The following is a 23250-nucleotide window of genomic DNA, read 5'->3' as shown; positions in this document are numbered from 1 at the left end:
GGAGGAAAACCGATGAAAACGATCAAGGGGCCAGCACTGTTTCTGGCGCAGTTCGCCGGAGACGAGGCACCGTTCAACTCCTGGGATTCCATCACCAAATGGGCGGCCGACTGCGGCTACAAGGGTGTGCAGGTGCCGAGCTGGGACGCGCGGCTGATCGATCTCGACAAGGCTGCGACCTCTAAGACCTATTGCGACGACTGGGCCGGGCAGGCCAGCGCCAACGGTGTCGAGGTGACGGAACTTTCGACGCATCTGCAGGGGCAACTCGTCGCCGTGCATCCTGCCTATGACGACGCATTTGACGGCTTCGCGGCACCTGAAGTGCGCGGCAATCCCAAGGCACGGCAGGAATGGGCCGTCGATCAGGTCAAAAAAGCGCTGTCGGCGTCAAAGAACCTCGGCATCGGGGAACATGCGACGTTTTCCGGCGCATTGGCCTGGCCCTATGTCTATCCATGGCCGCAACGCCCCGCCGGGCTGGTCGAACAGGCGTTCGACGAACTGGCGAAACGCTGGATGCCGATTCTTGACCACGCAGAGGATTGCGGTGTCGACGTCTGCTACGAAATCCATCCGGGCGAAGACCTGCACGACGGCATCACCTACGAGATGTTCCTGGAAAGAACCGGCAATCATGCACGGGCCAACATGCTTTACGATCCGTCGCATTACGTGCTGCAATGCATGGACTACCTCGACAATATCGACATCTACAAGGACCGCATCCGGATGTTCCACGTCAAGGATGCGGAGTTCAATCCGACGGGCCGTCAGGGGGTCTACGGCGGCTATCAGTCCTGGGTCGACCGGGCGGGCCGGTTCCGCTCGCTTGGCGACGGTCAGGTCGACTTCGGTGCCGTCTTTTCCAAGATGGCCGCAAATGACTTTGACGGCTGGGCCGTGGTCGAATGGGAATGCGCGATCAAACATCCAGAAGACGGCGCGCGCGAAGGCGCACAATTCGTCAAGGACCACATCATTCGTGTGACGGAACGGGCGTTTGACGATTTCGCGGACGGGGGTGCCGACACCGCCCTGAACGCCAAGATGATGGGGATCGCATAATGGCACCTATTCGGCTCGGTATGGTCGGCGGCGGTAACGACGCCTTTATCGGCGGTGTGCATCGCATCGCCGCACGCATCGACGGACGCTTTCAACTGGTTGCGGGCGCGCTGTCCTCGACGGCGGAAAAGTCAAAGGCGTCGGGGGCCGCCCTCGGGCTGGATGCCGACCGCTGCTATGGCGATTTCACCGAAATGGCCAAGCGCGAGGCGCGCCTGAAAAACGGCGTGGAGGCGGTGTCGATCGTGACCCCGAACCACGTGCACTACCCCGCCGCCAAGGAGTTCCTCAAGCGCGGGATCCACGTCATTTGCGACAAGCCGCTGACATCGACGCTTGCGGATGCGAAAAAGCTCGTGACCGCCGCCGAGAAATCGGACGCGCATTTCATCCTTACCCATAACTACACCGGCTATCCGATGGTGCGACAGGCGCGCGCCATGGTGGCCGAGGGGCTGCTGGGCGACATTCGCGTCGTGCAGGTCGAATATCCGCAGGACTGGCTGACCACGCCGTTGGAGGGAGAAGGCCTGAAGCAGGCCGAATGGCGCACCGACCCTGCCCGTTCCGGTGCCGGCGGCTGTGTCGGTGACATCGGCACCCATGCCTACAACCTCGCGGGCTTTGTGACGGGGCTGACCCTCGACAGCCTTGCCGCCGATCTGACCAGCTTTGTCGAAGGGCGCAGGCTTGACGACAACGTGCACGTCATGCTGCGCTATCAGGGCGGTGCGAAGGGCATGCTGTGGTCGTCGCAAGTGGCACCGGGCAACGAAAACGCGCTCAAGCTGCGGGTCTACGGCCCGAAGGGCGGTCTGGAATGGTCGCAGGAAGACCCAAATTATCTGTGGTTCACGCCGCATGGAGAGCCCAAGCGCCTACTGACCCGCAACGGGGCGGGTGCCGATCCGGCCAACCAGAATGCCTCGCGCATCCCGCCGGGCCATCCCGAGGGGTATCTCGAAGGCTTTGCCAATATCTATAACGAGGCGGCCGACCTGATCGTCGCGGCACGCGACGGTGCGACGCCCGACCATCTGCTGCCGACCGTGCACGACGGCTTTGCCGGGATGACGTTCATCGACGCCTGCGTGCGGTCGTCTTCGCGCAATGCGGCCTGGGTCAAGGTATGACCGAAACGCCCGCCCTGTCGCTGTCCGGTATCTGCCGCAGCTTTGGCCCTGTGCAGGTCCTGCACGCCGTGGACATCACGCTTGCAGCGGGTGAGGTACATGCGCTGATCGGCGAAAACGGAGCGGGCAAGTCGACGACGATGAAAATCATGTCGGGCTATCTCGCTCCGACCTCCGGCACGGTCGCGCGCGACGGCGTGCCGGTGTCGTTCGGCACCTCACAGGCCGCCGAGGCGCAGGGCGTGGTCCTGATCCACCAGGAATTCAATCTGGCCGAATTGCTCACGGTGGAGCAGAACATCTTCCTCGGGCACGAAAAGAAACGGGGTTTTCTGCTGGACAAGGCGGCGATGCAGGCCGAGGCCCGAGCCCTTCTCGACAGGTTGAACTGCAAGGTCGATCCGTCGGCGCGCGTCAGCGACATCGCCAATGCGGATAAGCAGATGGTGGAAATCGCCAAGGCCCTGTCGCGCAACGCCAGGGTTCTGATCATGGACGAACCCACCGCCGTTTTGACCGAACGCGAGGCGGACGTGCTTTTCGATCAGATCGAGGGACTGAAGGCGCAGGGCGTGGCGATTCTTTTCACGTCGCACAAACTGGACGAGGTGAAGCGGATTTCCGACCGGATTACAATTCTGCGCGACGGACATGTCGTGTCCCAAGGCCTCACCGCCGACTACACCGAGGATCAGATGGCAGAGGCGATGGTCGGGCGCGATGTCTCGTCACTCTATCCGCACCGCACGACACCGGTCGGCGCCGAAACCGTCCTGGAGGTCAAAAGTTTTTCGGTTCCGGGCTTTGCGCAGGACGTGTCCTTCGCCCTGAGAAAGGGCGAAATCCTGGGCATTTCAGGTCTGATCGGTTCCGGCAGGACCGAAACGATGGAGGGGCTGGTCGGCCTGCGTTCTGCCAAGGGCGAGGTTTTGCTGAACGGCGAACCGGTGCAACTTAAGACCCCGCTGCAGGCGCAGACCGCGGGTATCTGCTATCTGACGGAAGACCGCAAAAGCCGCGGGCTGATCCTCGACAAGGGAATGCGGGAAAATCTGACCCTGCAATGCCTGCCCGCTTTCACCAACTATCTGATCGACAAAAGCGCCGAAGAGACGGCCCTGACCAAGGCCATTGCGGATTTCGACATCCGCGCGCCGTCGCGCAGCGTCGCGGTCGGCAACCTGTCGGGCGGCAACCAGCAAAAACTGCTGATCGCCAAGGTGATGCTGGCCAACCCGGATATCGTGATCATCGACGAACCGACACGCGGGATCGACATCGGCACCAAACAACAGATTTACGAGTTCATCCATGCTCTCGCCGGACAAGGCAAATCCATCATCGTCATCAGTTCCGAAATGCAGGAGGTCATCGGCCTGGCAGACCGTGTCATCGTGATGCGGCTGGGCCGGGTGGCAGGTGAAGTCTCCGGCGATGACATGAACGAAGACACAATCGTGCGGCTTGCCATGGGCCTTGGCGCACAGAACGAAGAGGCGGCATAGTGGCTACGACCGACATGAACCCAAGACCAAACCCGTTCCTCGATCTGCGCGTCCTTGGGCCGATCCTGGCGCTGGTCGCGCTGGTGATCATCGGTGCCCTGATGAACGGCAACTTTCTGAGCGCCGGAAACATCACCAACGTCCTGTCGCGATCCGCCTTCATCGGCATCATCGCCGTCGGCATGACGTTCGTGATCACCGCCGGTGGTCTGGATTTGTCCGTCGGGTCGATGGCAGCCTTTATCGCAGGCCTGATGATCCTTGTGATGAACGGGCTTTTGCCCACCATGGGGCCGGGCTGGCCGCTGGTGTTCGTGGGGCTGACCACGGCGATCGTCGCAGGCACCGCGGCCGGTTTCATCAACGGCTTCCTGATCACCAATATGCGGATCGAGGCGTTCATCGTCACGCTCGGCACGATGGGGATTTACCGCAGCCTCGTGACATGGCTGGCCGATGGCGGCACGCTTTCGCTCGACTTCGGGATGCGCGCGATCATCCGCCCGATCTATTTCGACGGCATCCTCGGGATCAGCTGGCCAATCATCGTCTTCGCGCTCGTCGCGATTCTGGGCGAAATCGTCATGCGGCGCGGTGCCTTCGGCCGTCACGCGGCGGCTGTCGGATCGAACGATCAGGTGGCGCGCTATTCATCCGTCAACGTCAACCGCGTGCGGATGCTGACCTATGTCGCCTTGGGCGTCCTGGTCGGCGTCGCCACGATCATGTATGTCCCGCGACTGGGCTCCGCCTCGTCCAGCACCGGCGTGCTGTGGGAGCTGGAAGCCATCGCCGCGGTGATTATCGGCGGCACGATGCTCAAGGGCGGCTTCGGCCGGGTCTGGGGCACGGTGATCGGTGTGCTCATCCTGTCGCTGATCGGCAATATTCTGAACCTGACCGACGGTGTCTCACCCTATCTGAACGGTGCGGTTCAAGGCGTCATCATCATTCTCGCTGTGATCTTGCAGCGCGAGAAGAAAGCGGAGGGCTAGCGCCCGCCGTCCCTACTGAATGGTCCATAGGAGGATAAAACCATGACAGTTCAAAAATTTGCAGGTGCATTCGCGGTCGCCACAACGCTGTCCATGCCCGCGATGGCACAGGAAACCAAGGTGATCGGCGTGTCGATCCCGGCAGCGACCCATGGCTGGGCCGGCGGCATGAACTTCCACGCGCAGGAAGCGGTCAATCGGCTCGAAGAAGTCTATCCGCAGCTCGACTTCGTACTGGCGACGGCATCGGACCCCGCCAAACAGGTCAACGACATCGAGGATATGATGGCGACCCGCAATATCGACGCGCTCGTCGTACTGCCGTTTGAATCGGAGCCTTTGACCAGCCCGGTTCAGGCCGTCGCTGACAGCGGTGCATGGGTCACCGTCGTCGATCGCGGTCTGTCGGTCGAGGGGATCGAGGACCTCTACGTCGCCGGCGACAACAGCGGCTTCGGCACGGTCTCGGGTGAATACATGGTGTCGGCCATGCCGGACGGCGGCAAGATCGTCGCACTTCGCGGTATTCCCACGACCATCGACAACGAGCGTGTGGCAGGCTTCGAGGCCGCGATCGAAGGGTCCGGCATCGAGATCATCGACATGGAACACGGCAACTGGAACCGCGACGACAGCTTTGTGGTCATGGAGGATTTCCTGTCCAAGCACGGCCAGATCGACGCGGTCTGGGCCTCTGACGACGATATGGCCATCGGCGTTCTGGCCGCAATCGAGGCGGCGGGGCGCGATGACATCCAGTTCGTTCTGGGCGGTGCCGGCATGAAGGAAATGATCGCCCGGACCCGCGACGGCGACCCGATGATCCCCGCCAACGTGACCTATCCACCCGCCATGATCGCGACGGCTATCGAACTGACGGCGGTGGGTCTGACATCGACGGCACCGGTCTCCGGCACGTTCGTGATCGGATCGGTGCTGATCACGCAAGAGAACGCCGCCGACTTCTACTACCCCGACAGCCCGTTCTAAGCCGACAGGCGCAGCGGGGGCCAGGTGTCTTCGCTGCGCGCCACTACATTGGTCCTTGGGTCGGTCATAACGCCTCGGTATGTTGACCAGTCGACCACCCCACAAACATTCTCAAATGCTGCGCAACTGGTGCTTGTCCAAAAGGTCCAGCAGTGTTTCGCGGGCCTGCGTGCGGTGGGCATGGTGGATGCGATAGGCGGCCTCCGGATCGCCGTCGCGGATCGCTTCCATGACGCGGCGGTGGTCATGGTTCGACTGATGCGGCGTTTCACGCATGAACAACGTGATCGCCCGCGCGCGCCGCACCTGATCGACCATCATCGACACGACACCCCTGATCCGGCTGTTGCCGCCCAGACGCACCAGCTCGGAATGGAACTGGTCGTCCGCATCCGCCCAGGCCCGCCGGTCGTCGGCGGCGAGTGCCGTATCCATGTCGTCGATGGCGCGCACAAGACCCGACAGGTCGCTGTCCGAATATCCCGCTGTCGCCGCATTGCGGGCGGCCACGCTTTCAAGCGCGGTCAGGATTTCGTAGATCTCGCCCATGTCGTGCGGCGACAGCGACAGGATGCGAGCCCCCTTTCGCGGCCGCATCTCCAGCAGCCCCTGCCCCTCCAGCGCCAGCAGGGCTTCGCGAACCGGGGTGCGCGACATTTTCAGTCGCTCCGCCAATTCCGTTTCAAGGTGATCCGAACCGGCCGCAAGTTCGCCGCTGAAGATGAGATCGCGCAACTCGTCGATCGCACGCTGGCTGTTGGGCCGCGATTTCGCAGAGCCACCGTCCATCATCCTGTCACACCTCCAGTTTGCGCCCGCTTTCCGATGACGCATAGATCGCGTTCTCTATCCGAATGACCTTCAGATAGTCCGCGGCCTCGTTTTCAAATCCCGACCCGTCCAAGAGTCCCGAAATGACGTGCGATTGCAAGTGGTGGACGCAATCCCCCCCGAAACCGTCCCAGGTATCCGGCGCAAGAATCTCATGTGACGCGGTTGTGGAATGCCGGCGCAGGTGCACCGCCCCGTCGCCCGTCAGCGACAGCGTTCCGGCGGTGCCTTCGATCAGCCCCTCGCCCATCGTGCGGCGCAGGTTGTCGGCGCGGTGATCAAGATGGCGGTTGCCGTCCAGCAGGGCCCGCGCATCGTTCGCGTGGTCGAACAGCACATATCCCGCGTCTTCCCCCGCGATAACCGGGTTCAGCCTGCGCAAGTCGGCATAGACCGCCAGCGGTTCCCCCAGCAGGAAACGAAAGGTGTCGATGTAGTGCACACCCGTTTCATGGATTAGCAGTTTTTTCATCTGCTGAAAATATGGCTGCCGGTCGAGATAGGCGCGCGGCCCCTGCCCGTCGCCGGGCCGCAGCCGGAAGGTCACCTGCTGCACGTCCCCGATTCTGCCGTCGTCCATCGCGATCTTGATCGCGCGGAACCACGGCTGAAACCTGAAATTCTCGTGAATGATCAGGTGGGCGCCAGCCGCGGCGGCCAAATCCGTGATGGCCTCCGCCTCGGCCAGATCGTTGCAGAACGGCTTTTGACAGATCAGCGTCTTGATCCCTGCGGACAGCGCCACGCGGATAGCGTGGGCCTGCGACACTGGCGGCAGGATGATGTCGAGCAGATCGGGCCGTGTGTCGGCCAGCATCCGGTCCAGATCGTCGAAGGCGGGCAAACCGGTCGCGCGCGCCTTTTCGATGTCGCGGTCACAGGCACCGACCGGTGTGACCCTGTCCATCCGTGCCCAGCTGCCATAGTGGAACCGGCTGAAATACCCCGCCCCCACACAAGCGACGCGGACCGTCATGCCATCAGCCGTGCCGCGATGGCCCTGCCCACTGTTTCCGTCGTGCCGGTGCCGCCAAGGTCCGGCGTCAGGTTAGCCCCCTCCGCGATCACCTGTTCCACCGCGTCCTGCAACCGTGCGCCATCGTCGGCCAGTTGTGCATTGCCATGCTTCGTACCCAGCCAGTCGAGCATCATCGCCGCAGACAGGATCATCGCCATCGGGTTGGCAAGTCCCTTGCCCGCGATGTCGGGGGCGGACCCGTGGCACGGCTGGAATACCGCGTTGTCGAGCCCGATATCGGCGGACGGTGCGACACCAAGGCCCCCCATCAGCCCTGCGCCAAGGTCCGACAGGATATCCCCGAACATATTCTCGGTGACAAGCACGTCGAAGTCCCACGGCTTCTGCACCATCCAGAGTGCGGTGGCATCGACATAGGCGTGATCGGCGGTCAGATCGGGAAAGTCCTTTGCGATCCCGTCAAAAATCTCGCGGAAAAACGCGAAGGCGCGAAACACGTTCGCCTTGTCCACACAGGTCACGCGGCCGGGGCCACTACCCTTTGATTTTCGGTCCCGGGCCAGCCTGAAGGCAAAGCGGAACAGTTTCTCCGAAATGTCGCGCGTGATCAAAAGGGTTTCGCGCGCCTCGTTTTCCGTGACCTCGCCGTTGCCCTGGCTGAAAAACAGCCCCTCGGTGCTTTCTCGGATCAGGATAAAATCGACCTCACGGCCCGGCGGCAATCGAAGCGGCGTGCGCTGGCCCGGGAATATCCGCACCGGGCGTACACCGGCAAAAAGCGACAGCGCCTTGCGGATTTCGATCTGCGGGGAAATTTCCGTGCCGTCGTCATAGCGCACCGACGGCAGGCCCATCGCCGACAACAATATGCCGTCAGACCGGCGGGCGATATCCATCGACGTTTGCGGCAGAGACTCTCCGGTTTGTGCATAGTGGGCCGCGCCTGCCGGGCAGTCCGTGAACAAAAAATCGTATGATCGAGTGGCAGCGAGAGAGGTCAGGATATCGACTGCCGGTCGCATGATCTCGGGCCCGATGCCGTCACCGTGAAACACAGCAATATCGAAACGTGTCTTCATTTGATCCCTCACTCCTGTCTGCCGCTTTGAGACCAATATGGCCGCATTACAACGCCGGTTGACAGCACGATATTTAATGCATACATAAATAAATGCAATAAGAAATGCATACAAAGCCGACTTCAGGGAGGAAGCAACATGAAACCGTTTTTGGGTAGGATCGCCGCTGTGGCGGCACTCGTCACCGGAATGGGAACCGCGTCGCTGGCACAGGATTATCCGTTCCGCGACATCACGACGGCCGTGGTCTGGGGTGCGGGCGGCGGAACCGACAGCATCAATCGCATGATCATGGCAGAGATGGAAAAACATCTCCCCGTCAGTATCAACGTGATCAACCAGACCGGCGGCGTCGCCGGCTCGAACGGGATGGTCTACGTCCAGAACCAGCCGGATGACGGCTACACCCTGGTCGGCCTGTCCGAATCGAACGTGACGGCGGCGGTCCAAGGCGGCTGGGATCAGCGGTTCGACTACTGGTTTCCATTCATCGTCGGCGGTTCGCCCGATCTGATTTCGGTGCCTGCCGACAGCCCCTACGAAACGATGGAAGATCTGATTGCGGCAGCCGAAGCCGCGCCGGGGTCGATCCCGGCGGCAGCATCGGGCGCGGGATCCATCCACCATCTCAACCTTCTCGCCATCCAGAACGGCACCGGTGCCACGTTCAACTTCATCCCCTATGGCGGGTCCGCCCCGGGACAAGAGGCCGCGCTGGCGGGCGAAGTGGCGGTCGTGGTCACGTCGCTGGCTGAACAGGCGGCCCTGATCGAGGGTGGTCTGCTTCGCCCCCTTGCCATGCTGACGCCGGAGGAGGCGACCATCGGTGACATCACGGTCCCGTCCGCTTTCGATCTCTACGAGGGTCTGGATGAATATCTGCCGCTCAAGCAGGCCATCGGCTTTGCGGTTCACAACTCTGCCTCTGACGACGTGAAAAACACGCTCGTCGCCGCGTTCGATCAGGCCATGGCAAGCGACACTGTCGCCGAATGGGCCGCCGCCAACAACTACGACATCGGCGGCCAGTCGGGCGCAGAGGCAACGGCCCTCTTCACCAATCTCGAAGAGACATTCGCCTGCACGCTGCAGGAACTGGGTGCCGCGACCGTCGATCCGGCGACACTGGACATCGCCTGCGAGTAACGCCCGCGCGTATCTTGGGCGGGGCGTGTCACACGCGCCCCGCCTTTTCACAGCACCGATTTTCAGGGAACCGCGCCTGTGCAAGACGACAACGACACCGCCATTCTGCGTGCCCGCGATTTCTGGGCTGCATTGGTGCTGATCGCGGTATCCGTCTTTTTCCTGTGGCGCACCAGCCTGATCCCGCTTTTCGGCGGGAACCGGGCCGGTGTCAGCGGTGCAAGCTGGTATAACTCCGCCGCCGTCGTGCCGCTGGGCATTTTCGGCGCGATGCTTGTGCTTTCCATCATCTTGCTCGTCATCGCGGTCCGCGCCGGTGGCGCGAAAACGGCCCTGACCGGCGTCGGTATCGGTTGGGATCGCAAGGAGGCGGTTCGTTTCACGACGATCGCGCTCATCGTCGGCTCTTACATCATCGGGCTTGTGCCACGGGTCGATTTCATCCTGTGCAGCGGGCTTCTGATCACCGCACTGATCTACGGCTATCATACCGGTCGACCACAGCGGATGATGATCGCGGCCTGCGCCGTGTTTATCCCCGCCGCCTATGCCGCCGCGATGCATTTCCCGCAATCGGAATGGTCCACACCGCATGACGACGACTGGCTGACCCTTGCCGTCTGGGGCGTGTTGAGCGCGATCGCCTGGCGCGGCCCGCGCGACAGCGTCACCCGCGCCATTCCTGTCATCGCCGTCACTGCCCCTGTCATCCTGGTCTGCGCCATGGCGTTCGGGTTTCGTCAGAACGTCCCGAACCGGGGCGGGCTGATCTTCAGTCAGATCGAATACCAATATTACGTCAATCTACGCCCGCTCTGGAGAAACTGATGGAGTTTGTCGCAGCCCAGCTGTCCGGTTTCGGCGGTGCGTTCTACGCTCTGGTCTCCGACCCGGTCACCTATGTCTATCTGGTCAGCTCCGTATTTCTGGGCATCGTCTTCGGTGCCCTGCCCGGGTTGACGGCAACGCTCGCGGTCACGATCCTGACAGGGTTCTTCGGCAACAAAATCCCGCTGGACTATTCCATGATCGCGCTTCTGGGTGCCTATGTCGGTGCGATCTATGGTGGGTCCTATCCGACGATCCTTCTCAACATTCCCGGCACCGCGGCCTCGGCGGCGACCGCGATGGATGGCTACCCCCTTGCCAGGGCAGGACGCGGCGGCGAAGCGTTGGGCCTGACGACCACCGCCAGCTTCATCGGCACCCTGATCGGCACGATCGCATTGCTGATTTTCGTCTGGGTGCTGCTCCTGGTCTCCAAGAACATCGCCAGCCCAGAAAAGGCATTGCTCGCGTTGTTCGGCATCCTGCTGTCGGGCACGCTGATGTCGGAGGATCTGGTGATCAAAGGCTGGATATCGGGGCTGATCGGCCTTGCGATGGCCATGGTCGGGCTCGACCCGCTGCTTTCGGAACCGCGCTATACCTTCGGCTGGTCGTATCTGCTGTCGGGGTTTCAGGTCGTGCCCGTCCTGATGGGGGCCTTCGCGGTCCCGCAGATCATCGAAGGGCTGCGCGCGGTCGAGCTTGGCAGGATGGTCCAGTTGAAAGGTCGCATCCTGCCCAACATGAAACGCGTACGCCAGCACCTGCCCACCATCACACGCTCCGGCGTGATCGGCACCGGCGTCGGCGCACTGCCCGGCGTGGGCGAGGATGTCGCGGGCTGGGTCAGCTACGGCGTCGGCAAGTCCGTCAGCCCGGACGGCAAGAACTTCGGGAAGGGCTCTATCGAGGGCTTGCTGTCGTCGGAAACCGCGAACAACGCCTGCATCGGCGGCGCACTGATCCCCCTGCTGGTTCTTGGCATCCCCGGCTCTCCGCCCGCGGCGGCCCTGATGGGCGCGTTCAAGATCAACAACATCATTCCCGGGCCGACGATCGATCCCGACATCATTCTGCGCGTCGTCGCGATCATGGTCATGGCCTCGTTCACGATGTTCCTGATGGGGCTGTTCACGGCGCGCGTCTTCATCAGGATTTTGCGGATCCCGCAGACGGTTTTCCTGCCTATCGTGATGGTGCTCACCACCATCGGATCGTTCAGCGTGGGCGGCGGTATCAACGACCTGTATCTCATGCTGGGCGTCGGATTCGTCGCGTTCTTCATGAACCTGCTGCGGTATCCCATCGCACCACTGGTGATCGGCGTGATCCTCGGCGGCCTGTTCGACGAGACGTTCCGCCGCGCGCTGCTGATCTCCGAAGGTGATCTTGGTGTCTTTATCAGTCGCCCCGGTGCTGCCATTCTGCTCACACTCAATGTGGCGCTTGTCCTGTCCCAGGTTCCCGCGATCCGCCGCATGTTCGCGCGTCTGCGCAGAAAGGTTGCATAATGCCCTATGCCGTCGTCGTCACCTTCACGATTGCGCCCGGACACATGGCGGATTTCATGCCGCTGATGCGCGCCAACGCCCGTACCAGCATGACAGCCGAGCCCGGTTGCCGTCAGTTCGACGTGGCGACTGACCCCGAGCGCCCCGACGAGGTGTTCCTGTACGAGCTTTACGACGACCGGGTCGCCTTTGACGCGCATCTGGCGTCTGCCCATTTCAAGACATTCGATCAGGCAGTGGCCAAGATGATCGCGTCGAAATCGGTCCTGACCTACCGAACGGTGATCCAAGGACCGATTGGGAGGTGCATGCCGTCAAATACGCCGACCGCAATGCGCGCACGCGGGCCGACAGCTTTATTTTCGACGACGACCACGACGCCCCGCATGCCATGGATTACTACATCTGGGTTCTGCGGCGTGATGGCGAAACCATCGTCGTGGATACTGGTTACGACATGGCAGAGGCAGAACGGCGTGGCCGCCCGATCCGTCTCGACCCCCGCGAGGCCCTGTCACCCCTTGGCATCAGGCCTGAAGATGTCACGACCGTCATCGTCACCCATCTGCACTACGACCATGCCGGTGGGCTGCATCTTTTTCCCCATGCCAGGCTGCACCTGCAGGCGGCGGAAATGGCCTATGCGACCGGTCCCTGCATGTGCCACGACACCCTGCGCATGCCCTTCAGCGCAGACCATGTCTGCGAGGCGATCCGAAGGCTTTATGCCGGAAAGGTCGTCATTCATGACGGCGACGCGCAGATCGTGGAGGGGGTCACCGTGCACTGCATCGGCGGCCATTCGCGCGGCCTGCAGTGTGTCCGCGTCCGCACGCAGGCGGGCTGGATGGTTCTGGCATCGGACGCCGCCCACTACTACGAGAATTTCATGAAGGAAAAGCCGTTCCCCATCGTCGTCGATCTGCAGAACATGCTCGATGGGTTCGCGACGCTGCAACGGCTTGCCTCTGCACCCGGTCTTGTCGTTCCCGGGCATGACCCGCTGGTGCGCGCCGTCTTTCCGGCAGGTGCCGCCCCCCACATCACCCGGCTTGACCCGGGCCCGACCAAAGCGATCCCGCAATGAAGATCGGGGTTATCGCGGATGATTTCACCGGCGCGTCGGACATCGCGCTGACGCTGGCCATGGGAGGCATGGCGACGGTGCAGTATGTCGGCATCCCCTCTGGCCCGGCGACGTCCGTCGATGCAGGGGTCGTGGCGCTCAAGTCGCGCACTATCACGGCGCGGGATGCCGTCTCCCAATCCCTCGCCGCCTGCGACTGGCTGCTGGCTCAGGGTGCGAGGCAAATAATCTTCAAGGTCTGTTCCACCTTCGACAGCACGGCGGACGGCAATATCGGCCCCGTCGCAGCCGCACTCGCCCAGCGCCTGCAGGAAACCCATGTCATCGTCTGCCCGGCCTTTCCCGAAAACGGACGCAGCGTCTATCAGGGCCACCTTTTCGTTGCCGACACCCTGCTGAGCGAAAGCGGGATGCAGGATCATCCGCTGACCCCGATGACCGACCCCGACCTGCGCCGTGTGCTGGCCGCGCAGACCGACTGGCCGGTTCACCACGTTGACTTCCGATGCGTCGACAAAGGGGCCGCGGCCATCGAGGCGGCGCTGCCGGACCAGCCCGCCATGGTCGTCGTCGACGCCCTGCGCGATACCGATCTGATCGAAATCGCAAAGGCCGCCCGCACGCGGAAACTGCTGGTCGGCGGATCGGGGATCGCCATCGGCCTGCCCGCGAACTTCGGTCATTCCGACGCCGCGCCGCCCTGGACGGGACAAAAGGGCAAGGCGGTGATCCTGTCGGGGTCATGCAGTCGCGCGACCCGCGCCCAAGTGTCCGCCTACCCCGGCCCGAAACGCGAGGTTACCGCTGCCGAGGTGATGGAGGACCGTGTGAACGCCGACCTGCTGGCAAGCTGGGTCATGGACACCGACGGCGCACCGCTGATTTACACATCCGCCGATCCCGAAGTCGTGCGTGCGGCACAGGCCAGTTTCGGGCGTGATCAGGTGGCCCGCAAGATCGACGCCCTGTTTACCGAGCTGACGCGGCGGCTGGCGGACCTCGGCGTGCAGCGCATGGTCGTGGCCGGTGGTGAGACCTCGGGTGCCGCCGTTGCGGGGCTCGATGCGACCGCCCTGCGGATCGGCCCCAAACTGGCCCCCGGCGTCCCCGCAATGCTGATAGAGGGGCGCGGTATCGCTCTGGCGCTGAAATCCGGAAACTTCGGCGGGCCGGATTTCTTTGCCGAAAGCCTGTCCCTGATGGAGACCGCGCAATGACCGAAGTGACAAGGATGCGCGACCGGATCGCGCTGTTCGCCAAATCAATCTACGATCGTGGCCTGACTTCGGGGTCGACCGGCAACATCTCGGTGCGTCTGTCGGACGGATCGGTCCTGATGACGCCGACCGGCAGTTCGCTTGGCTTTCTCGACCCCGCCCGCATCAGCCATCTGAGCGCGGACATGACGCTTGTGTCGGGGGATGCGCCCACAAAGGAAATACCGCTGCATACGGCCTTCTACGACACCCGCGCGGAAACCGGTGCCGTCGTGCATCTTCATTCCTGCCATTCCGTGGCGCTTTCAATGATGCCAGATACCGACCCCGACGATGCGATCCCAGCCCTGACGCCCTATCCGATCATGCGCCTTGGCCGGGTGAAACTGCTGCCGTTCTTTCTGCCCGGCGATCCCGGGATGGGCACCGCCGTGCGCGGCCTTGCCGGAAAACGGACCGCCGTGCTGCTGGCGAACCACGGCCCCGTGGTCGCGGGCCGCGCGCTGGAGGCGGCCGTCTACGCCATGGAAGAGCTGGAGGAAGGCGCAAAACTCGCCATGATGACCCGCGGCATGGACCGGATCGGGCTATCGGCCGAACAAATCGCGGAACTGCGGCTGAAATTCCCGAACTAAGCCGAGATCGCCGGCACCGCACAAAAAAGCACTCGCTGCCTTCAATTGCCCCGGGCCCGCGACGCCCCGTTTCCTGCAGCGGTCGCGCGACATTGCACAGACCGTTGCCGCCACACCCACCCCACTTATCCCCAAGAAATGGCTTTACAGGCTTTGCCCCATGTCGCACGATATTGTAGGGACAGAACAAGAACCATACTTTCCCTTGAGTAGGCGCATAGCGATAGCGGGACGGCAAGAGACGCTTCGCACAGGCAGTGAGGGCCAGCCCATGGCATTGACAGAGCAATATCTCGACGCGGATGAACTTCACCCGATCGACCTGGTGGAACACATCGCGGAACACCACGATTGGGAATTCGACCGGATCCACGACGACCAGATCGCTATGGCGGTCGAGGGGCAGTGGCGGACCTATTCGATCACGCTGGCCTGGTCGGCCTATGACGAAACCCTGCGTCTGATCTGTACATTTGAGATGGAGCCGCCCGAGCACCGCCTGCCCGCGCTTTACGAGGCGCTCAACAGCATCAACGACCAGTGCTGGGCTGGCGCGTTTACCTGGTGGGGCGAGCAGAAGATGATGGTCTATCGCTACGGCCTGGTGCTGGCCGGCGACCAGATGGCGGGGCCAGACCAGATCGACACGATGATCAACGCCGCCGTCGCCTCCTGCGAGCGATATTACCCCGCGATCCAACTGGTGACTTGGGCCGAACGCAGCCCGGCGGACGCGGTGCAGGTCGCCATCGCAGAGGCCTACGGGCGCGCCTGACGCTGCACCTATTGTCACCTTGCGCAAGTGGCAGGCGTCGGGGGGGGGCAGCCCCCCGCACCCCCCGAGGTATTTTTGACCAAAAGAAGAACGGGCACATCCAGCCCGAGGTGGTTGTAGCCCCCTGCGCATTTGCCTAGCCTGCGGGCAAGGACGATTGCGGAGGGTGCCACATGACCATGAAAGACATCGCAGATCGCGGGCTTGTCCTGCTGGGCTGCGGCAAGATGGGATCGGCTATGCTTGCGGGCTGGCTCGATGAGGGGTTACCTGCATCATCGGTCTGGATCGTCGACCCTCACCCGTCGGCATGGGTCAACGGGCTGGCCGCCCACGTGAACCTGCCGCTGCCGGACAATCCCGCCGTCGTCGTGGTCGCGGTCAAGCCGCAGATGATGGGCGACGCGTTGCCCGCGATCGTGGCGCTTGGCAACGGCGACACGCTCTTCATCTCTGTCGCGGCGGGGACGACGCTGGTGCGGTTCGAGGCGGTGCTGGGCGGCGGCACGCCCATCGTGCGCGCCATGCCAAACACGCCTGCCGCCGTCAGGCGTGGCATCACCGCGATGATCGGCAACAACGCCGCAACCCCTGCCCATCTCGATACCGCCGAGACCCTGCTGAACGCGGTGGGCCAGACCGTGAGGCTGGACGACGAAAGCCAGATGGATGCGGTGACAGGCGTGTCCGGCTCCGGTCCCGCCTATGTGTTCCACCTGATCGAAACCCTCGCTGCCGCCGGCGTCGCGCAGGGCCTACCCGAGGACATGGCGATGCGGCTGGCCAAGGCCACGGTCGCCGGGGCTGGTGCGCTGGCCGAAGCGGCAGAGGAAGACCCCGGCCAGTTGCGTGTCAACGTGACATCGCCCAACGGCACGACGCAGGCGGCGCTCGAGGTTCTGATGGACGAGGATGACGGCTTTCCTGCGCTGCTCGACCGCGCCGTCGCCGCCGCCACTAACCGTTCGCGGGAACTGGCCGATGGCTGAGATCAGTTTCGATGATTTCCTGCGCGTCGATGTGCGTGTGGGCCGGGTGCTGCGGGCCGAACCCTATCCGGAGGCACGCAAGCCCGCGATCAAGCTCTGGATCGACTTCGGCGACGACATCGGGGAGAAAAAGACCTCCGCCCAGATTACCGCGCATTACACGCCGGAAAAACTCATCGGCAAGCAGGTGCTGGCGGTGGTGAACTTCCCACCGCGCCAGATCGGCAAGTTCATGTCCGAAGTGCTGGTGCTGGGGATGCCTGATGCGGACGGCGAGGTGGTGCTGGTCGGCCCGGACAGCGACGTGCCGGTCGGGGGGCGATTGCATTGAAAAAGCTGCTGATCACGCGGGAGATGCCGGAGGCCACGGTCGCCGCCGCGAAAGAGCGGTTCGATGTGACGCTGCGCAAAACGGCCGATGGACTGACCGAGGATGAAGCCGCCGCCGCGTTGCGCGACCATGACGCTGTGCTGGCCACCTTGGGCGATCAGTTCACGGCAAGGGTATTCACCACCGACAACCTGCGCTGCGGCATCGTGGCGAATTTCGGCGTCGGCTATAACCATATCGACGTGACCGCCGCACGCGCCGCCGGTGTCGCCGTTTCCAACACCCCCGACGTCGTGACCGATGCCACCGCCGACATCGCCATGACGCTGATCCTCGCGACCTGTCGCCGCGCTGGCGAAGGCGAGCGTGTGGTGCGCGCTGGCGCGTGGGGCGGCTGGGGTCCGACGCAGTTTCTGGGGCAGCACGTCACCGGAAAGCGGGTCGGCATCATCGGCATGGGCCGGATCGGTCAGGCCGTCGCCCGACGCTGCCACTACGGGTTCGACATGCCGGTGATCTACTACAACCGCTCCCGCAAGGAGGTCGAGGTGCCCGCGCGGCAGGTCGACACGCTCGATGCGCTGATGGGCCAGGCCGATATCGTCGTGGTCACCGTGCCGGGCGGGGCCGAAACCGCCAAGCTGGTCGATGCCGACGCCATCGCCGCGATGCAGCCGCATGGCGTGCTGATCAACGTCGCGCGCGGCGATGTGGTGGACGAGGACGCGCTGATCGCGGCCTTGCAGGAACGGCGCATCTTCGGCGCAGGGCTGGACGTCTATGCCGCCGAACCATACGTACCCCCTGCCCTGCGCGCACTCGACAACGTCGTGCTGCTGCCGCATTTGGGCACCGCTGCGCTGGAAGTGCGCGAGGCAATGGGGCAGATGGCGCTGGATAACATCATCGCATGGGACGCGGGAACGCCGCTGCCCAACGGGCTGACGTGAACGCCACCCGAACAATCTGAATTGGAAACGCATATGAACACCGATCTGCTGAAGAAACTCTGCGAAATGCCGGGCGTGCCGGGGCATGAACACCGCGTCCGCGCGCTGATCGAAAGCGAGATCGCGGACCTGTTCGACGACGTGCAGACCGACGCCATGGGCACCCTGATCTGCCGCCGGGACGCCACGACCAAGGATGCGCCGAAGGTCATGCTCCTCTGTCACATGGACGAGATCGGCTTTCTGGTCAGCCACATCGACAAGAAGGGGTATCTCTACCTGCAACCAGTGGGCGGGTTCGATCCGCGCAATCTCTTCTCGCGCCGGGTGCTGGTCTGCACCGACGACGGCGATTTCAAGGGCGTGATGAACCCCGGTGGCAAACCGATCCACATCTCCTCCGCCGACGACCGCAAGAAAATTCCCGAAGTGGGCGAATTCTTCGTCGATCTCGGGATGGGCAAGAAGGCGCATGACCACGTCAAGGTCGGCGATTTCGTGGTCATGGACGAACCGTTCATCGAAGTGGGCGACAAGTTCGTGTCCAAGGCGCTGGACAACCGCATCGCCTGCTGGCTCGGGATCGAGGCTGTCCGCAAGCTGGGCGACAAGGGGCGCGGGGCGGAAATCCACGTGGCCTTCACCACGCAGGAAGAGGTCGGCCTGCGCGGTGCCCGCACCGCCGCCTTCAAGGTCCTGCCCGACATCGGCATCGGTATCGACACGACGCTGGCCTGCGATACCCCCGGCATCCCCGACAAGGACGCGACGACAACGCAGGGCGACGGTTTCGGCCTGCATGTGCGCGATTCGTCCTTCATCGCCGACCGCGACCTGGTGAAAGAGATCGAGGCGGTGGCCAAGGCAAACGACATCCCCTACCAGCGCACCATGCTGGCCGCAGGCGGGCAGGACGGGGCCGCCGCACAGCAGGCCGCCGCCGGGGCGCGGGCGGTGGGGATCGTGGTGGGGACGCGCTACATCCACACCGTGACAGAGATGATCCACAAGGATGACCTGCAAGCCGCGCTCGATATCCTCGTCGCCTATCTGGCGACCTTCGACTGACGCGCTCAGCGTGTCTTGTAGGTCAGCGCGTGCCGGATCAGCAACCGCAGCCGGTCCGGCACGATGTCATCATTTGTGGCAAAGATCACGCCCCGGTTGCCGTCGATCACATCGTCATCAGGAAACTGCGCCGCATAGGCCCCGATCACCCCGGATTGGCAATGCGCATAGAGGCCGCAGCCGCCACCCTTGGGCACTGCGATCCGCAGCGTCGTGCCGGTCTTGACCAGATAGGAGGGCTGCCCCCACTTCAGCGTTTCGGTGACCGGCCCGACCTGCGGCATGTCCCTCGCCGTCTCATACACCAGATCGCGCAGGCGCATCGCCATGGCGCGGCTGTCGGGCGGAAACGCGGCATAGGCGGCAGCGACGGCGGGTGTGGCGAAATCAGTGATCATGCGCCGCACCGACCGCATCCTGCACCCGCTGCACATAGGCCATCAGCGCATCATCGCCCGACACCCGGCGGGATTGTTCGGTCTCGACCGGTGCGGCGGCAAGCGCCTGCAACACGGCACCCACGCTGAAATCGGGCAGCGTGATCCTGTCACCCAGCAGGAAATCCTGACCGTCGAGCAGTGCGGTGATGGCCTGCAGGTCCTGTTCCAGCAACGCCAGCCTGTCCTCTTCAGACATCCTGCCCAGCCCCTGCGCGTGCATCCCGCGCAGGACACCCTTGCGGATGCGCCCGGTGATCAGACCTCGCAAAACGCCGGGGATGTCGCCGAAGAACGTGTCGCGCAGCACGGGCCAAGCGGCATCGTTGCCCCACCGGTCGAGCGTGCCGAGGAAATACATATGCGCCTCGGCCATGCGGATCAGCGCATGGCCCTGAGCCTTCTGCCGCGGCGTGGCATCGCCCCAGAAATCCGCGCCTTTGTCAGTCAGAAAATCCGCGATCCGCCCGCTTTCCGGGATCAGCGTCGCGCCGTCGCGCAGCACCGGCAGCTTGCTGTAGGGCATCTTGCGCGGATCGTTGGTATCCTCGCGGGTCCAGTCGACCCCGGCATAGTCGAGCAGCCACATCGCCTTGACGCAAAAGCTGCTGGGACTGGCCACGCCGAAGGCCGGGGGAAAGGTGATGAGGGTGTACATATGCATCTCCTGTTGAACGATGCCGGGATATCGCGGCTTGCTGACATATTATGGCAGCAGATATGTTATGATGCACCATGACCCGCACCAACCGTCTCTTTCAGCTGATGCAGGCGCTGCGCAGCCATCATCCGCCCGTCACCGCCGCCACGCTGGCCGCCGATACCGGCGTATCGCTGCGCACGCTTTATCGCGACATCGACGCGCTCAGGGGCTTGGGCGCAGTGATAGACGGCACCGCAGGCTATGGCTATGCCCTGACAGAGGACCCGGCCCTGCCGCCGATGATGTTCACCGACGAGGAGATCGAGGCGCTGGTGCTCGGTCTGCGCGACGTACAGGCCATTGCCGACCCGGCGCTGGCCGACGCGGCGGGCAGCGCGCTCACAAAACTGCACGCCCGCCTGCCGAGTGCGCAGGCGCACCGCCTGAAACACGCCGTGCTTTCGGTCAACCGGCTGCACCGCCCGCCGCCGCCGCAGGTTGACGTGGCGGCCCTGCGCACTGCCGCGTGGGAGGAGCGCACCGTCCATCTGCTCTATACCGATGCGAAAGGGGCCGACACCGACCGCGTCGTCGATCCATTAGGTATCGTCTATGTGCAGGACCGCCTGAGCCTCGTCGCCCACTGCCATCTTCGCGCCGACACCCGCATCTTTCGCATCGACCGGATGCGCGCCCTCACCGTCACCGATCAGAGCTTCCGCCCCAGACGTGTCCCGATGCTGCGGGATGCGCTGGTGCAGATCAGGGCAGGATATGCGGCGGCGATGGACAAGGTGCCGGATCAGGACGACTGATTTGCCGCATTTCCCCGACGCGACCCACCTGATATTCCAGCGAAGCAGGTCCGCAGCACGGGGCCGCTAAATCTTGGTGACGACTGACTTGAAAATCCTCATCCTCGGCGGCTACGGCGTGTTCGGCGGGCGGCTCGCCACATTGCTGGCCGACATCCCGGACCTCGACATCCTGATCTGCGGGCGCAGCGCGGCCAGGGCGCAGGCATTCTGCGACGGCTTCGCAGGTCGCGCGACCGCCACGCCGCTGGCGCTCGACCGGGAAGAGATCGACAGGCACCTGCCGCAGATCGCGCCCGACCTGCTGGTCGACGCCTCCGGCCCGTTTCAGGCCTACGGCGATGCGCCCTACCGCGTGCTCGAAGCCTGCATCCGCCACCGCGTCCCTTACCTCGATTTCGCGGATGGCGCGGATTTCGTCTTCGGCGTCAGCCGCTTCGATGCTGCGGCACGCGCGGCGGGCATCTTCGCGCTGTCGGGCGTCAGCAGCTTTCCGGTGCTGACCGCCGCCGTCCTGCGCGAGATCGCGAAAACCATGGACATCACCCGCGTCACCGGCGGGATCGCGCCCTCGCCTCACGCGGGCATCGGGCTGAACGTGATGCGCGCGGTCGTCAGCTACGCCGGCAGCCCGGTCAAACTGATGCGCGACGGCAAGCCCGCCACGGCACCCGGGCTGGCCGAAAGCAGGCGCTACACGATCGCGGTGCCCGGCCATTTGCCGCTGCGCAACATCCGCTTCTCGCTGGTCGACGTGCCGGATCTGCAGGTCCTGCCGCCCGAACACCCGACTTTGCGCGACATCTGGATGGGCGCGGGCCCGGTGCCGGAAATCCTGCACCGGATGCTCAACCTGCTGGCCCGCGCCCGCGCGCGGCTGCGCCTGCCGCCCCTCACACCGCTGGCACCGTTCTTCTACCGGGTGCTGAACCTGATGCGGTTCGGCGCGCATCGTGGCGGCATGTTCGTGCAGGCCGAAGGCACCCGCGAATGCCAGCCAGTCACCCGGTCGTGGCACCTGCTGGCTGAAGGCGACGACGGCCCCTTCATCCCGTCGATGGCGGTAGAGGCACTGGTGCGCAAGATGCTGGACGGCGATCGCCCTGCCCCCGGCGCGCGGCCCGCGACGCGGGCGCTCGAACTGGCGGATTACGACCGTCTGTTCGCGCGGCGGACGATCTTCACCGGCTGGCGCGATGGCGACGACCCGGACCAACCGCTTTACCGCCGCGTTCTGGGAACGGCGTTCGACGATCTGCCGCCGGTCGTGCGCGCGCTCCACGACAGCGCGCAACCACGCCGCTGGTCAGGCAGCGCGCAAGTCAAGCGTGGCAACGGCCTGATCGCCCGCACGCTGGCCCGGCTGTTCGGTTTTCCGCCCACCGCGCAGAACGTGCCGGTCTCGGTCACGTTCACACCCAAAGGCGGCGCAGAGCTCTGGACACGCAGATTTGGCAACCAGACGTTCTCCTCTCTTCAGGATCGCGGCACCGGGCGCTTGGCACATCTGCTGACAGAGAAGTTCGGCCCCGTCGCCGTCGCCCTCGCACTGCGCGTGGCGGACGGACGCCTGCAACTGATCCCGCGGCACTGGTCGTTTCTGGGGCTGCCACTGCCCAAAACGCTGCTGCCCGGCGACCAGAGCTTTGAATATGCCAGCGACGACACGTTCCATTTCGACGTGACGATCAGCGCACCGCTCATCGGCACCATCACCGCTTATCGCGGCCACCTCCGGCCCGATCCGCCCTCATAGGCGCGGGCCGAACTCTTCCAGCACCCGCACATAGACCGCGCGCTTGAACGGCACGATATTGGCCACCAGGTCCTCCTTGGGCATCCATTTCCACGCCGAAAATTCGGGATGTTCGGTGGCGATGTCGATATCCTCGTCGCTGCCGTGGTAACGGAATAGGAACCACTTCTGCTCCTGCCCGCGATAGCGCCCTTTCCAGATTCGCGGCACCAGATCGACAGGCAGGTCATAGGCGATCAGCCCCGCGCTTTCCGCCTCGATCGTGACCAGCTTTTCGGTGACCCCGGTTTCCTCCCACAACTCGCGCAGGGCGGCGTCGCGCGTCGTCTCGCCGGGGTCGACACCACCCTGCGGCATCTGCCAGGCTTCCTGATCACGGTCGCGCCGCTGGCCCACGAACACATGGCCGCGCGTGTTGGCCAGCATGACGCCGACACAGGGCCGGTAGGGAAGCTGCGCGATTTCGTCAGGGGTCATAAAGC

Annotated in this window: 24 protein-coding genes and 1 pseudogene; 19 read left to right on the top strand and 6 right to left on the bottom strand. The window is 63.8% G+C overall.

Annotation, left to right across the window (positions count from 1 at the left end; translation table 11 throughout):
* Nucleotides 1-12 precede the first annotated feature (12 nt).
* Genes AC04PH_RS16080 through AC04PH_RS16060 form a run of 5 tightly spaced genes read left to right on the top strand, consistent with a single transcriptional unit; the run spans nucleotide 13 to nucleotide 5691 of the window.
* Nucleotides 13-1068 carry a sugar phosphate isomerase/epimerase family protein gene (locus tag AC04PH_RS16080; RefSeq protein WP_483066833.1) on the top strand — a complete coding sequence of 352 codons (1056 nt, stop codon included), beginning with the start codon at nucleotides 13-15 and terminating at the stop codon, nucleotides 1066-1068.
* Complete coding sequence (locus AC04PH_RS16075; protein ID WP_483066832.1) at nucleotides 1068-2201, top strand: Gfo/Idh/MocA family protein; 1134 nt, start codon at nucleotides 1068-1070, stop codon at nucleotides 2199-2201. Before AC04PH_RS16080 ends, AC04PH_RS16075 begins: the two co-directional genes overlap by 1 nt.
* Entirely contained in the window at nucleotides 2198-3706 is a 1509-nt protein-coding gene (locus AC04PH_RS16070; protein WP_483066831.1) for a sugar ABC transporter ATP-binding protein, read from the top strand. The genes AC04PH_RS16075 and AC04PH_RS16070 overlap by 4 nt, the downstream gene beginning before the upstream one ends.
* Nucleotides 3707-3720: 14 nt before the next feature.
* The gene (locus AC04PH_RS16065; RefSeq protein WP_483066930.1) at nucleotides 3721-4701 is read left to right on the top strand and encodes an ABC transporter permease; all 981 of its coding nucleotides are present in this window, start codon (nucleotides 3721-3723) and stop codon (nucleotides 4699-4701) included.
* Between the two features lie 42 nt (nucleotides 4702-4743).
* Nucleotides 4744-5691: an ABC transporter substrate-binding protein gene (locus AC04PH_RS16060; RefSeq protein WP_483066830.1), complete on the top strand. Its 948-nt coding sequence runs from the start codon at nucleotides 4744-4746 to the stop codon at nucleotides 5689-5691.
* 111 nt (nucleotides 5692-5802) lie between these two features.
* Here the strand turns inward: AC04PH_RS16060 and AC04PH_RS16055 are convergent, their stop codons facing one another.
* Genes AC04PH_RS16055 through AC04PH_RS16045 form a run of 3 tightly spaced genes read right to left on the bottom strand, consistent with a single transcriptional unit; the run spans nucleotide 5803 to nucleotide 8580 of the window.
* Entirely contained in the window at nucleotides 5803-6483 is a 681-nt protein-coding gene (locus AC04PH_RS16055; protein WP_483066829.1) for a GntR family transcriptional regulator, read from the bottom strand.
* A gap of 4 nt (nucleotides 6484-6487) precedes the next feature.
* On the bottom strand, nucleotides 6488-7498 hold the full coding sequence (locus AC04PH_RS16050; protein ID WP_483066828.1) for a Gfo/Idh/MocA family protein: 1011 nt from the start codon (nucleotides 7496-7498) through the stop codon (nucleotides 6488-6490).
* Complete coding sequence (locus AC04PH_RS16045) at nucleotides 7495-8580, bottom strand: isocitrate/isopropylmalate dehydrogenase family protein (RefSeq protein WP_483066827.1); 1086 nt, start codon at nucleotides 8578-8580, stop codon at nucleotides 7495-7497. The genes AC04PH_RS16050 and AC04PH_RS16045 overlap by 4 nt, the downstream gene beginning before the upstream one ends.
* A 138-nt stretch (nucleotides 8581-8718) precedes the next feature.
* Between AC04PH_RS16045 and AC04PH_RS16040 the strand changes: the two genes are divergently transcribed.
* From AC04PH_RS16040 to AC04PH_RS15985, 12 genes and pseudogenes are all read left to right on the top strand, one after another.
* A complete protein-coding gene (locus AC04PH_RS16040) occupies nucleotides 8719-9726 on the top strand; it encodes a Bug family tripartite tricarboxylate transporter substrate binding protein (RefSeq protein ID WP_483066826.1) in 1008 nt (335 codons plus the stop codon).
* A gap of 78 nt (nucleotides 9727-9804) precedes the next feature.
* The gene (locus AC04PH_RS16035; RefSeq protein WP_483066825.1) at nucleotides 9805-10554 is read left to right on the top strand and encodes a hypothetical protein; all 750 of its coding nucleotides are present in this window, start codon (nucleotides 9805-9807) and stop codon (nucleotides 10552-10554) included.
* Complete coding sequence (locus tag AC04PH_RS16030; protein ID WP_483066824.1) at nucleotides 10554-12065, top strand: tripartite tricarboxylate transporter permease; 1512 nt, start codon at nucleotides 10554-10556, stop codon at nucleotides 12063-12065. The genes AC04PH_RS16035 and AC04PH_RS16030 overlap by 1 nt, the downstream gene beginning before the upstream one ends.
* Nucleotides 12065-12280 (top strand): annotated as a pseudogene (locus AC04PH_RS16025) (putative quinol monooxygenase); the annotation flags it as partial. The gene AC04PH_RS16030 and the pseudogene AC04PH_RS16025, both read left to right, overlap by 1 nt.
* An 89-nt stretch (nucleotides 12281-12369) precedes the next feature.
* Nucleotides 12370-13152: an N-acyl homoserine lactonase family protein gene (locus AC04PH_RS16020; RefSeq protein WP_483066823.1), complete on the top strand. Its 783-nt coding sequence runs from the start codon at nucleotides 12370-12372 to the stop codon at nucleotides 13150-13152.
* A complete protein-coding gene (otnK, locus tag AC04PH_RS16015) occupies nucleotides 13149-14369 on the top strand; it encodes a 3-oxo-tetronate kinase (RefSeq protein WP_483066822.1) in 1221 nt (406 codons plus the stop codon). The genes AC04PH_RS16020 and otnK overlap by 4 nt, the downstream gene beginning before the upstream one ends.
* Nucleotides 14366-15004, top strand: a complete 639-nt coding sequence (gene otnC, locus AC04PH_RS16010; RefSeq protein WP_483066821.1) for a 3-oxo-tetronate 4-phosphate decarboxylase — start codon at nucleotides 14366-14368, stop codon at nucleotides 15002-15004. The genes otnK and otnC overlap by 4 nt, the downstream gene beginning before the upstream one ends.
* 271 nt (nucleotides 15005-15275) lie before the next feature.
* Nucleotides 15276-15779 (top strand): type III secretion system chaperone family protein, encoded by a 504-nt coding sequence (locus tag AC04PH_RS16005; RefSeq protein ID WP_483066820.1) that lies wholly within the window; start codon nucleotides 15276-15278, stop codon nucleotides 15777-15779.
* A gap of 173 nt (nucleotides 15780-15952) precedes the next feature.
* On the top strand, nucleotides 15953-16768 hold the full coding sequence (gene proC / locus AC04PH_RS16000) for a pyrroline-5-carboxylate reductase (protein WP_483066819.1): 816 nt from the start codon (nucleotides 15953-15955) through the stop codon (nucleotides 16766-16768).
* Complete coding sequence (locus AC04PH_RS15995) at nucleotides 16761-17099, top strand: tRNA-binding protein (protein WP_483066818.1); 339 nt, start codon at nucleotides 16761-16763, stop codon at nucleotides 17097-17099. The genes proC and AC04PH_RS15995 overlap by 8 nt, the downstream gene beginning before the upstream one ends.
* Nucleotides 17096-18049, top strand: a complete 954-nt coding sequence (locus tag AC04PH_RS15990; protein ID WP_483066817.1) for a 2-hydroxyacid dehydrogenase — start codon at nucleotides 17096-17098, stop codon at nucleotides 18047-18049. Before AC04PH_RS15995 ends, AC04PH_RS15990 begins: the two co-directional genes overlap by 4 nt.
* Nucleotides 18050-18082: 33 nt before the next feature.
* Complete coding sequence (locus tag AC04PH_RS15985; RefSeq protein ID WP_483066816.1) at nucleotides 18083-19117, top strand: M42 family metallopeptidase; 1035 nt, start codon at nucleotides 18083-18085, stop codon at nucleotides 19115-19117.
* Between the two features lie 5 nt (nucleotides 19118-19122).
* Here the strand turns inward: AC04PH_RS15985 and AC04PH_RS15980 are convergent, their stop codons facing one another.
* Both AC04PH_RS15980 and AC04PH_RS15975 read right to left on the bottom strand, forming a co-directional pair.
* Nucleotides 19123-19515 (bottom strand): DUF1801 domain-containing protein, encoded by a 393-nt coding sequence (locus tag AC04PH_RS15980; RefSeq protein ID WP_483066815.1) that lies wholly within the window; start codon nucleotides 19513-19515, stop codon nucleotides 19123-19125.
* Nucleotides 19505-20212, bottom strand: a complete 708-nt coding sequence (locus AC04PH_RS15975; protein WP_483066814.1) for a glutathione S-transferase family protein — start codon at nucleotides 20210-20212, stop codon at nucleotides 19505-19507. The genes AC04PH_RS15980 and AC04PH_RS15975 overlap by 11 nt, the downstream gene beginning before the upstream one ends.
* A 77-nt stretch (nucleotides 20213-20289) precedes the next feature.
* On the opposite strand from AC04PH_RS15975, the gene AC04PH_RS15970 reads away from it, so the two are divergent.
* Both AC04PH_RS15970 and AC04PH_RS15965 read left to right on the top strand, forming a co-directional pair.
* Nucleotides 20290-21012 carry a helix-turn-helix transcriptional regulator gene (locus AC04PH_RS15970; protein ID WP_483066813.1) on the top strand — a complete coding sequence of 241 codons (723 nt, stop codon included), beginning with the start codon at nucleotides 20290-20292 and terminating at the stop codon, nucleotides 21010-21012.
* 88 nt (nucleotides 21013-21100) lie between these two features.
* Nucleotides 21101-22768 carry a saccharopine dehydrogenase family protein gene (locus AC04PH_RS15965; protein ID WP_483066812.1) on the top strand — a complete coding sequence of 556 codons (1668 nt, stop codon included), beginning with the start codon at nucleotides 21101-21103 and terminating at the stop codon, nucleotides 22766-22768.
* Here the strand turns inward: AC04PH_RS15965 and AC04PH_RS15960 are convergent.
* The gene (locus tag AC04PH_RS15960) at nucleotides 22763-23245 is read right to left on the bottom strand and encodes an RNA pyrophosphohydrolase (RefSeq protein WP_483066929.1); all 483 of its coding nucleotides are present in this window, start codon (nucleotides 23243-23245) and stop codon (nucleotides 22763-22765) included. The two genes, AC04PH_RS15965 and AC04PH_RS15960, sit on opposite strands and share 6 nt — an antisense overlap.
* Nucleotides 23246-23250 lie beyond the last annotated feature (5 nt).

The sequence above is a fragment of the Yoonia sp. KMU-150 genome (assembly GCF_056858355.1).
Note: the sequence above shows the minus strand (reverse complement) of the source record. Positions and strands in the feature narration are given on the sequence as shown.

Bases quoted from the DNA above. Each gene is read 5' to 3' on its own strand.
- AC04PH_RS16040 (WP_483066826.1), top strand. From the start codon at position 8,719: ATGAAACCGTTTTTGGGTAGGATCGCCGCTGTGGCGGCACTCGTCACC.
- AC04PH_RS15980 (WP_483066815.1), bottom strand. From the start codon at position 19,515: ATGATCACTGATTTCGCCACACCCGCCGTCGCTGCCGCCTATGCCGCG.
- otnK (WP_483066822.1), top strand. From the start codon at position 13,149: ATGAAGATCGGGGTTATCGCGGATGATTTCACCGGCGCGTCGGACATC.
- AC04PH_RS16045 (WP_483066827.1), bottom strand. From the start codon at position 8,580: ATGAAGACACGTTTCGATATTGCTGTGTTTCACGGTGACGGCATCGGG.
- AC04PH_RS16065 (WP_483066930.1), top strand. From the start codon at position 3,721: ATGAACCCAAGACCAAACCCGTTCCTCGATCTGCGCGTCCTTGGGCCG.
- AC04PH_RS16030 (WP_483066824.1), top strand. From the start codon at position 10,554: ATGGAGTTTGTCGCAGCCCAGCTGTCCGGTTTCGGCGGTGCGTTCTAC.
- AC04PH_RS16055 (WP_483066829.1), bottom strand. From the start codon at position 6,483: ATGATGGACGGTGGCTCTGCGAAATCGCGGCCCAACAGCCAGCGTGCG.
- AC04PH_RS16060 (WP_483066830.1), top strand. From the start codon at position 4,744: ATGACAGTTCAAAAATTTGCAGGTGCATTCGCGGTCGCCACAACGCTG.
- AC04PH_RS16005 (WP_483066820.1), top strand. From the start codon at position 15,276: ATGGCATTGACAGAGCAATATCTCGACGCGGATGAACTTCACCCGATC.
- AC04PH_RS16050 (WP_483066828.1), bottom strand. From the start codon at position 7,498: ATGACGGTCCGCGTCGCTTGTGTGGGGGCGGGGTATTTCAGCCGGTTC.
- AC04PH_RS15985 (WP_483066816.1), top strand. From the start codon at position 18,083: ATGAACACCGATCTGCTGAAGAAACTCTGCGAAATGCCGGGCGTGCCG.
- AC04PH_RS15995 (WP_483066818.1), top strand. From the start codon at position 16,761: ATGGCTGAGATCAGTTTCGATGATTTCCTGCGCGTCGATGTGCGTGTG.
- AC04PH_RS16070 (WP_483066831.1), top strand. From the start codon at position 2,198: ATGACCGAAACGCCCGCCCTGTCGCTGTCCGGTATCTGCCGCAGCTTT.
- AC04PH_RS15970 (WP_483066813.1), top strand. From the start codon at position 20,290: ATGACCCGCACCAACCGTCTCTTTCAGCTGATGCAGGCGCTGCGCAGC.
- AC04PH_RS16080 (WP_483066833.1), top strand. From the start codon at position 13: ATGAAAACGATCAAGGGGCCAGCACTGTTTCTGGCGCAGTTCGCCGGA.
- AC04PH_RS15975 (WP_483066814.1), bottom strand. From the start codon at position 20,212: ATGTACACCCTCATCACCTTTCCCCCGGCCTTCGGCGTGGCCAGTCCC.
- AC04PH_RS15960 (WP_483066929.1), bottom strand. From the start codon at position 23,245: ATGACCCCTGACGAAATCGCGCAGCTTCCCTACCGGCCCTGTGTCGGC.
- otnC (WP_483066821.1), top strand. From the start codon at position 14,366: ATGACCGAAGTGACAAGGATGCGCGACCGGATCGCGCTGTTCGCCAAA.
- AC04PH_RS16075 (WP_483066832.1), top strand. From the start codon at position 1,068: ATGGCACCTATTCGGCTCGGTATGGTCGGCGGCGGTAACGACGCCTTT.
- proC (WP_483066819.1), top strand. From the start codon at position 15,953: ATGACCATGAAAGACATCGCAGATCGCGGGCTTGTCCTGCTGGGCTGC.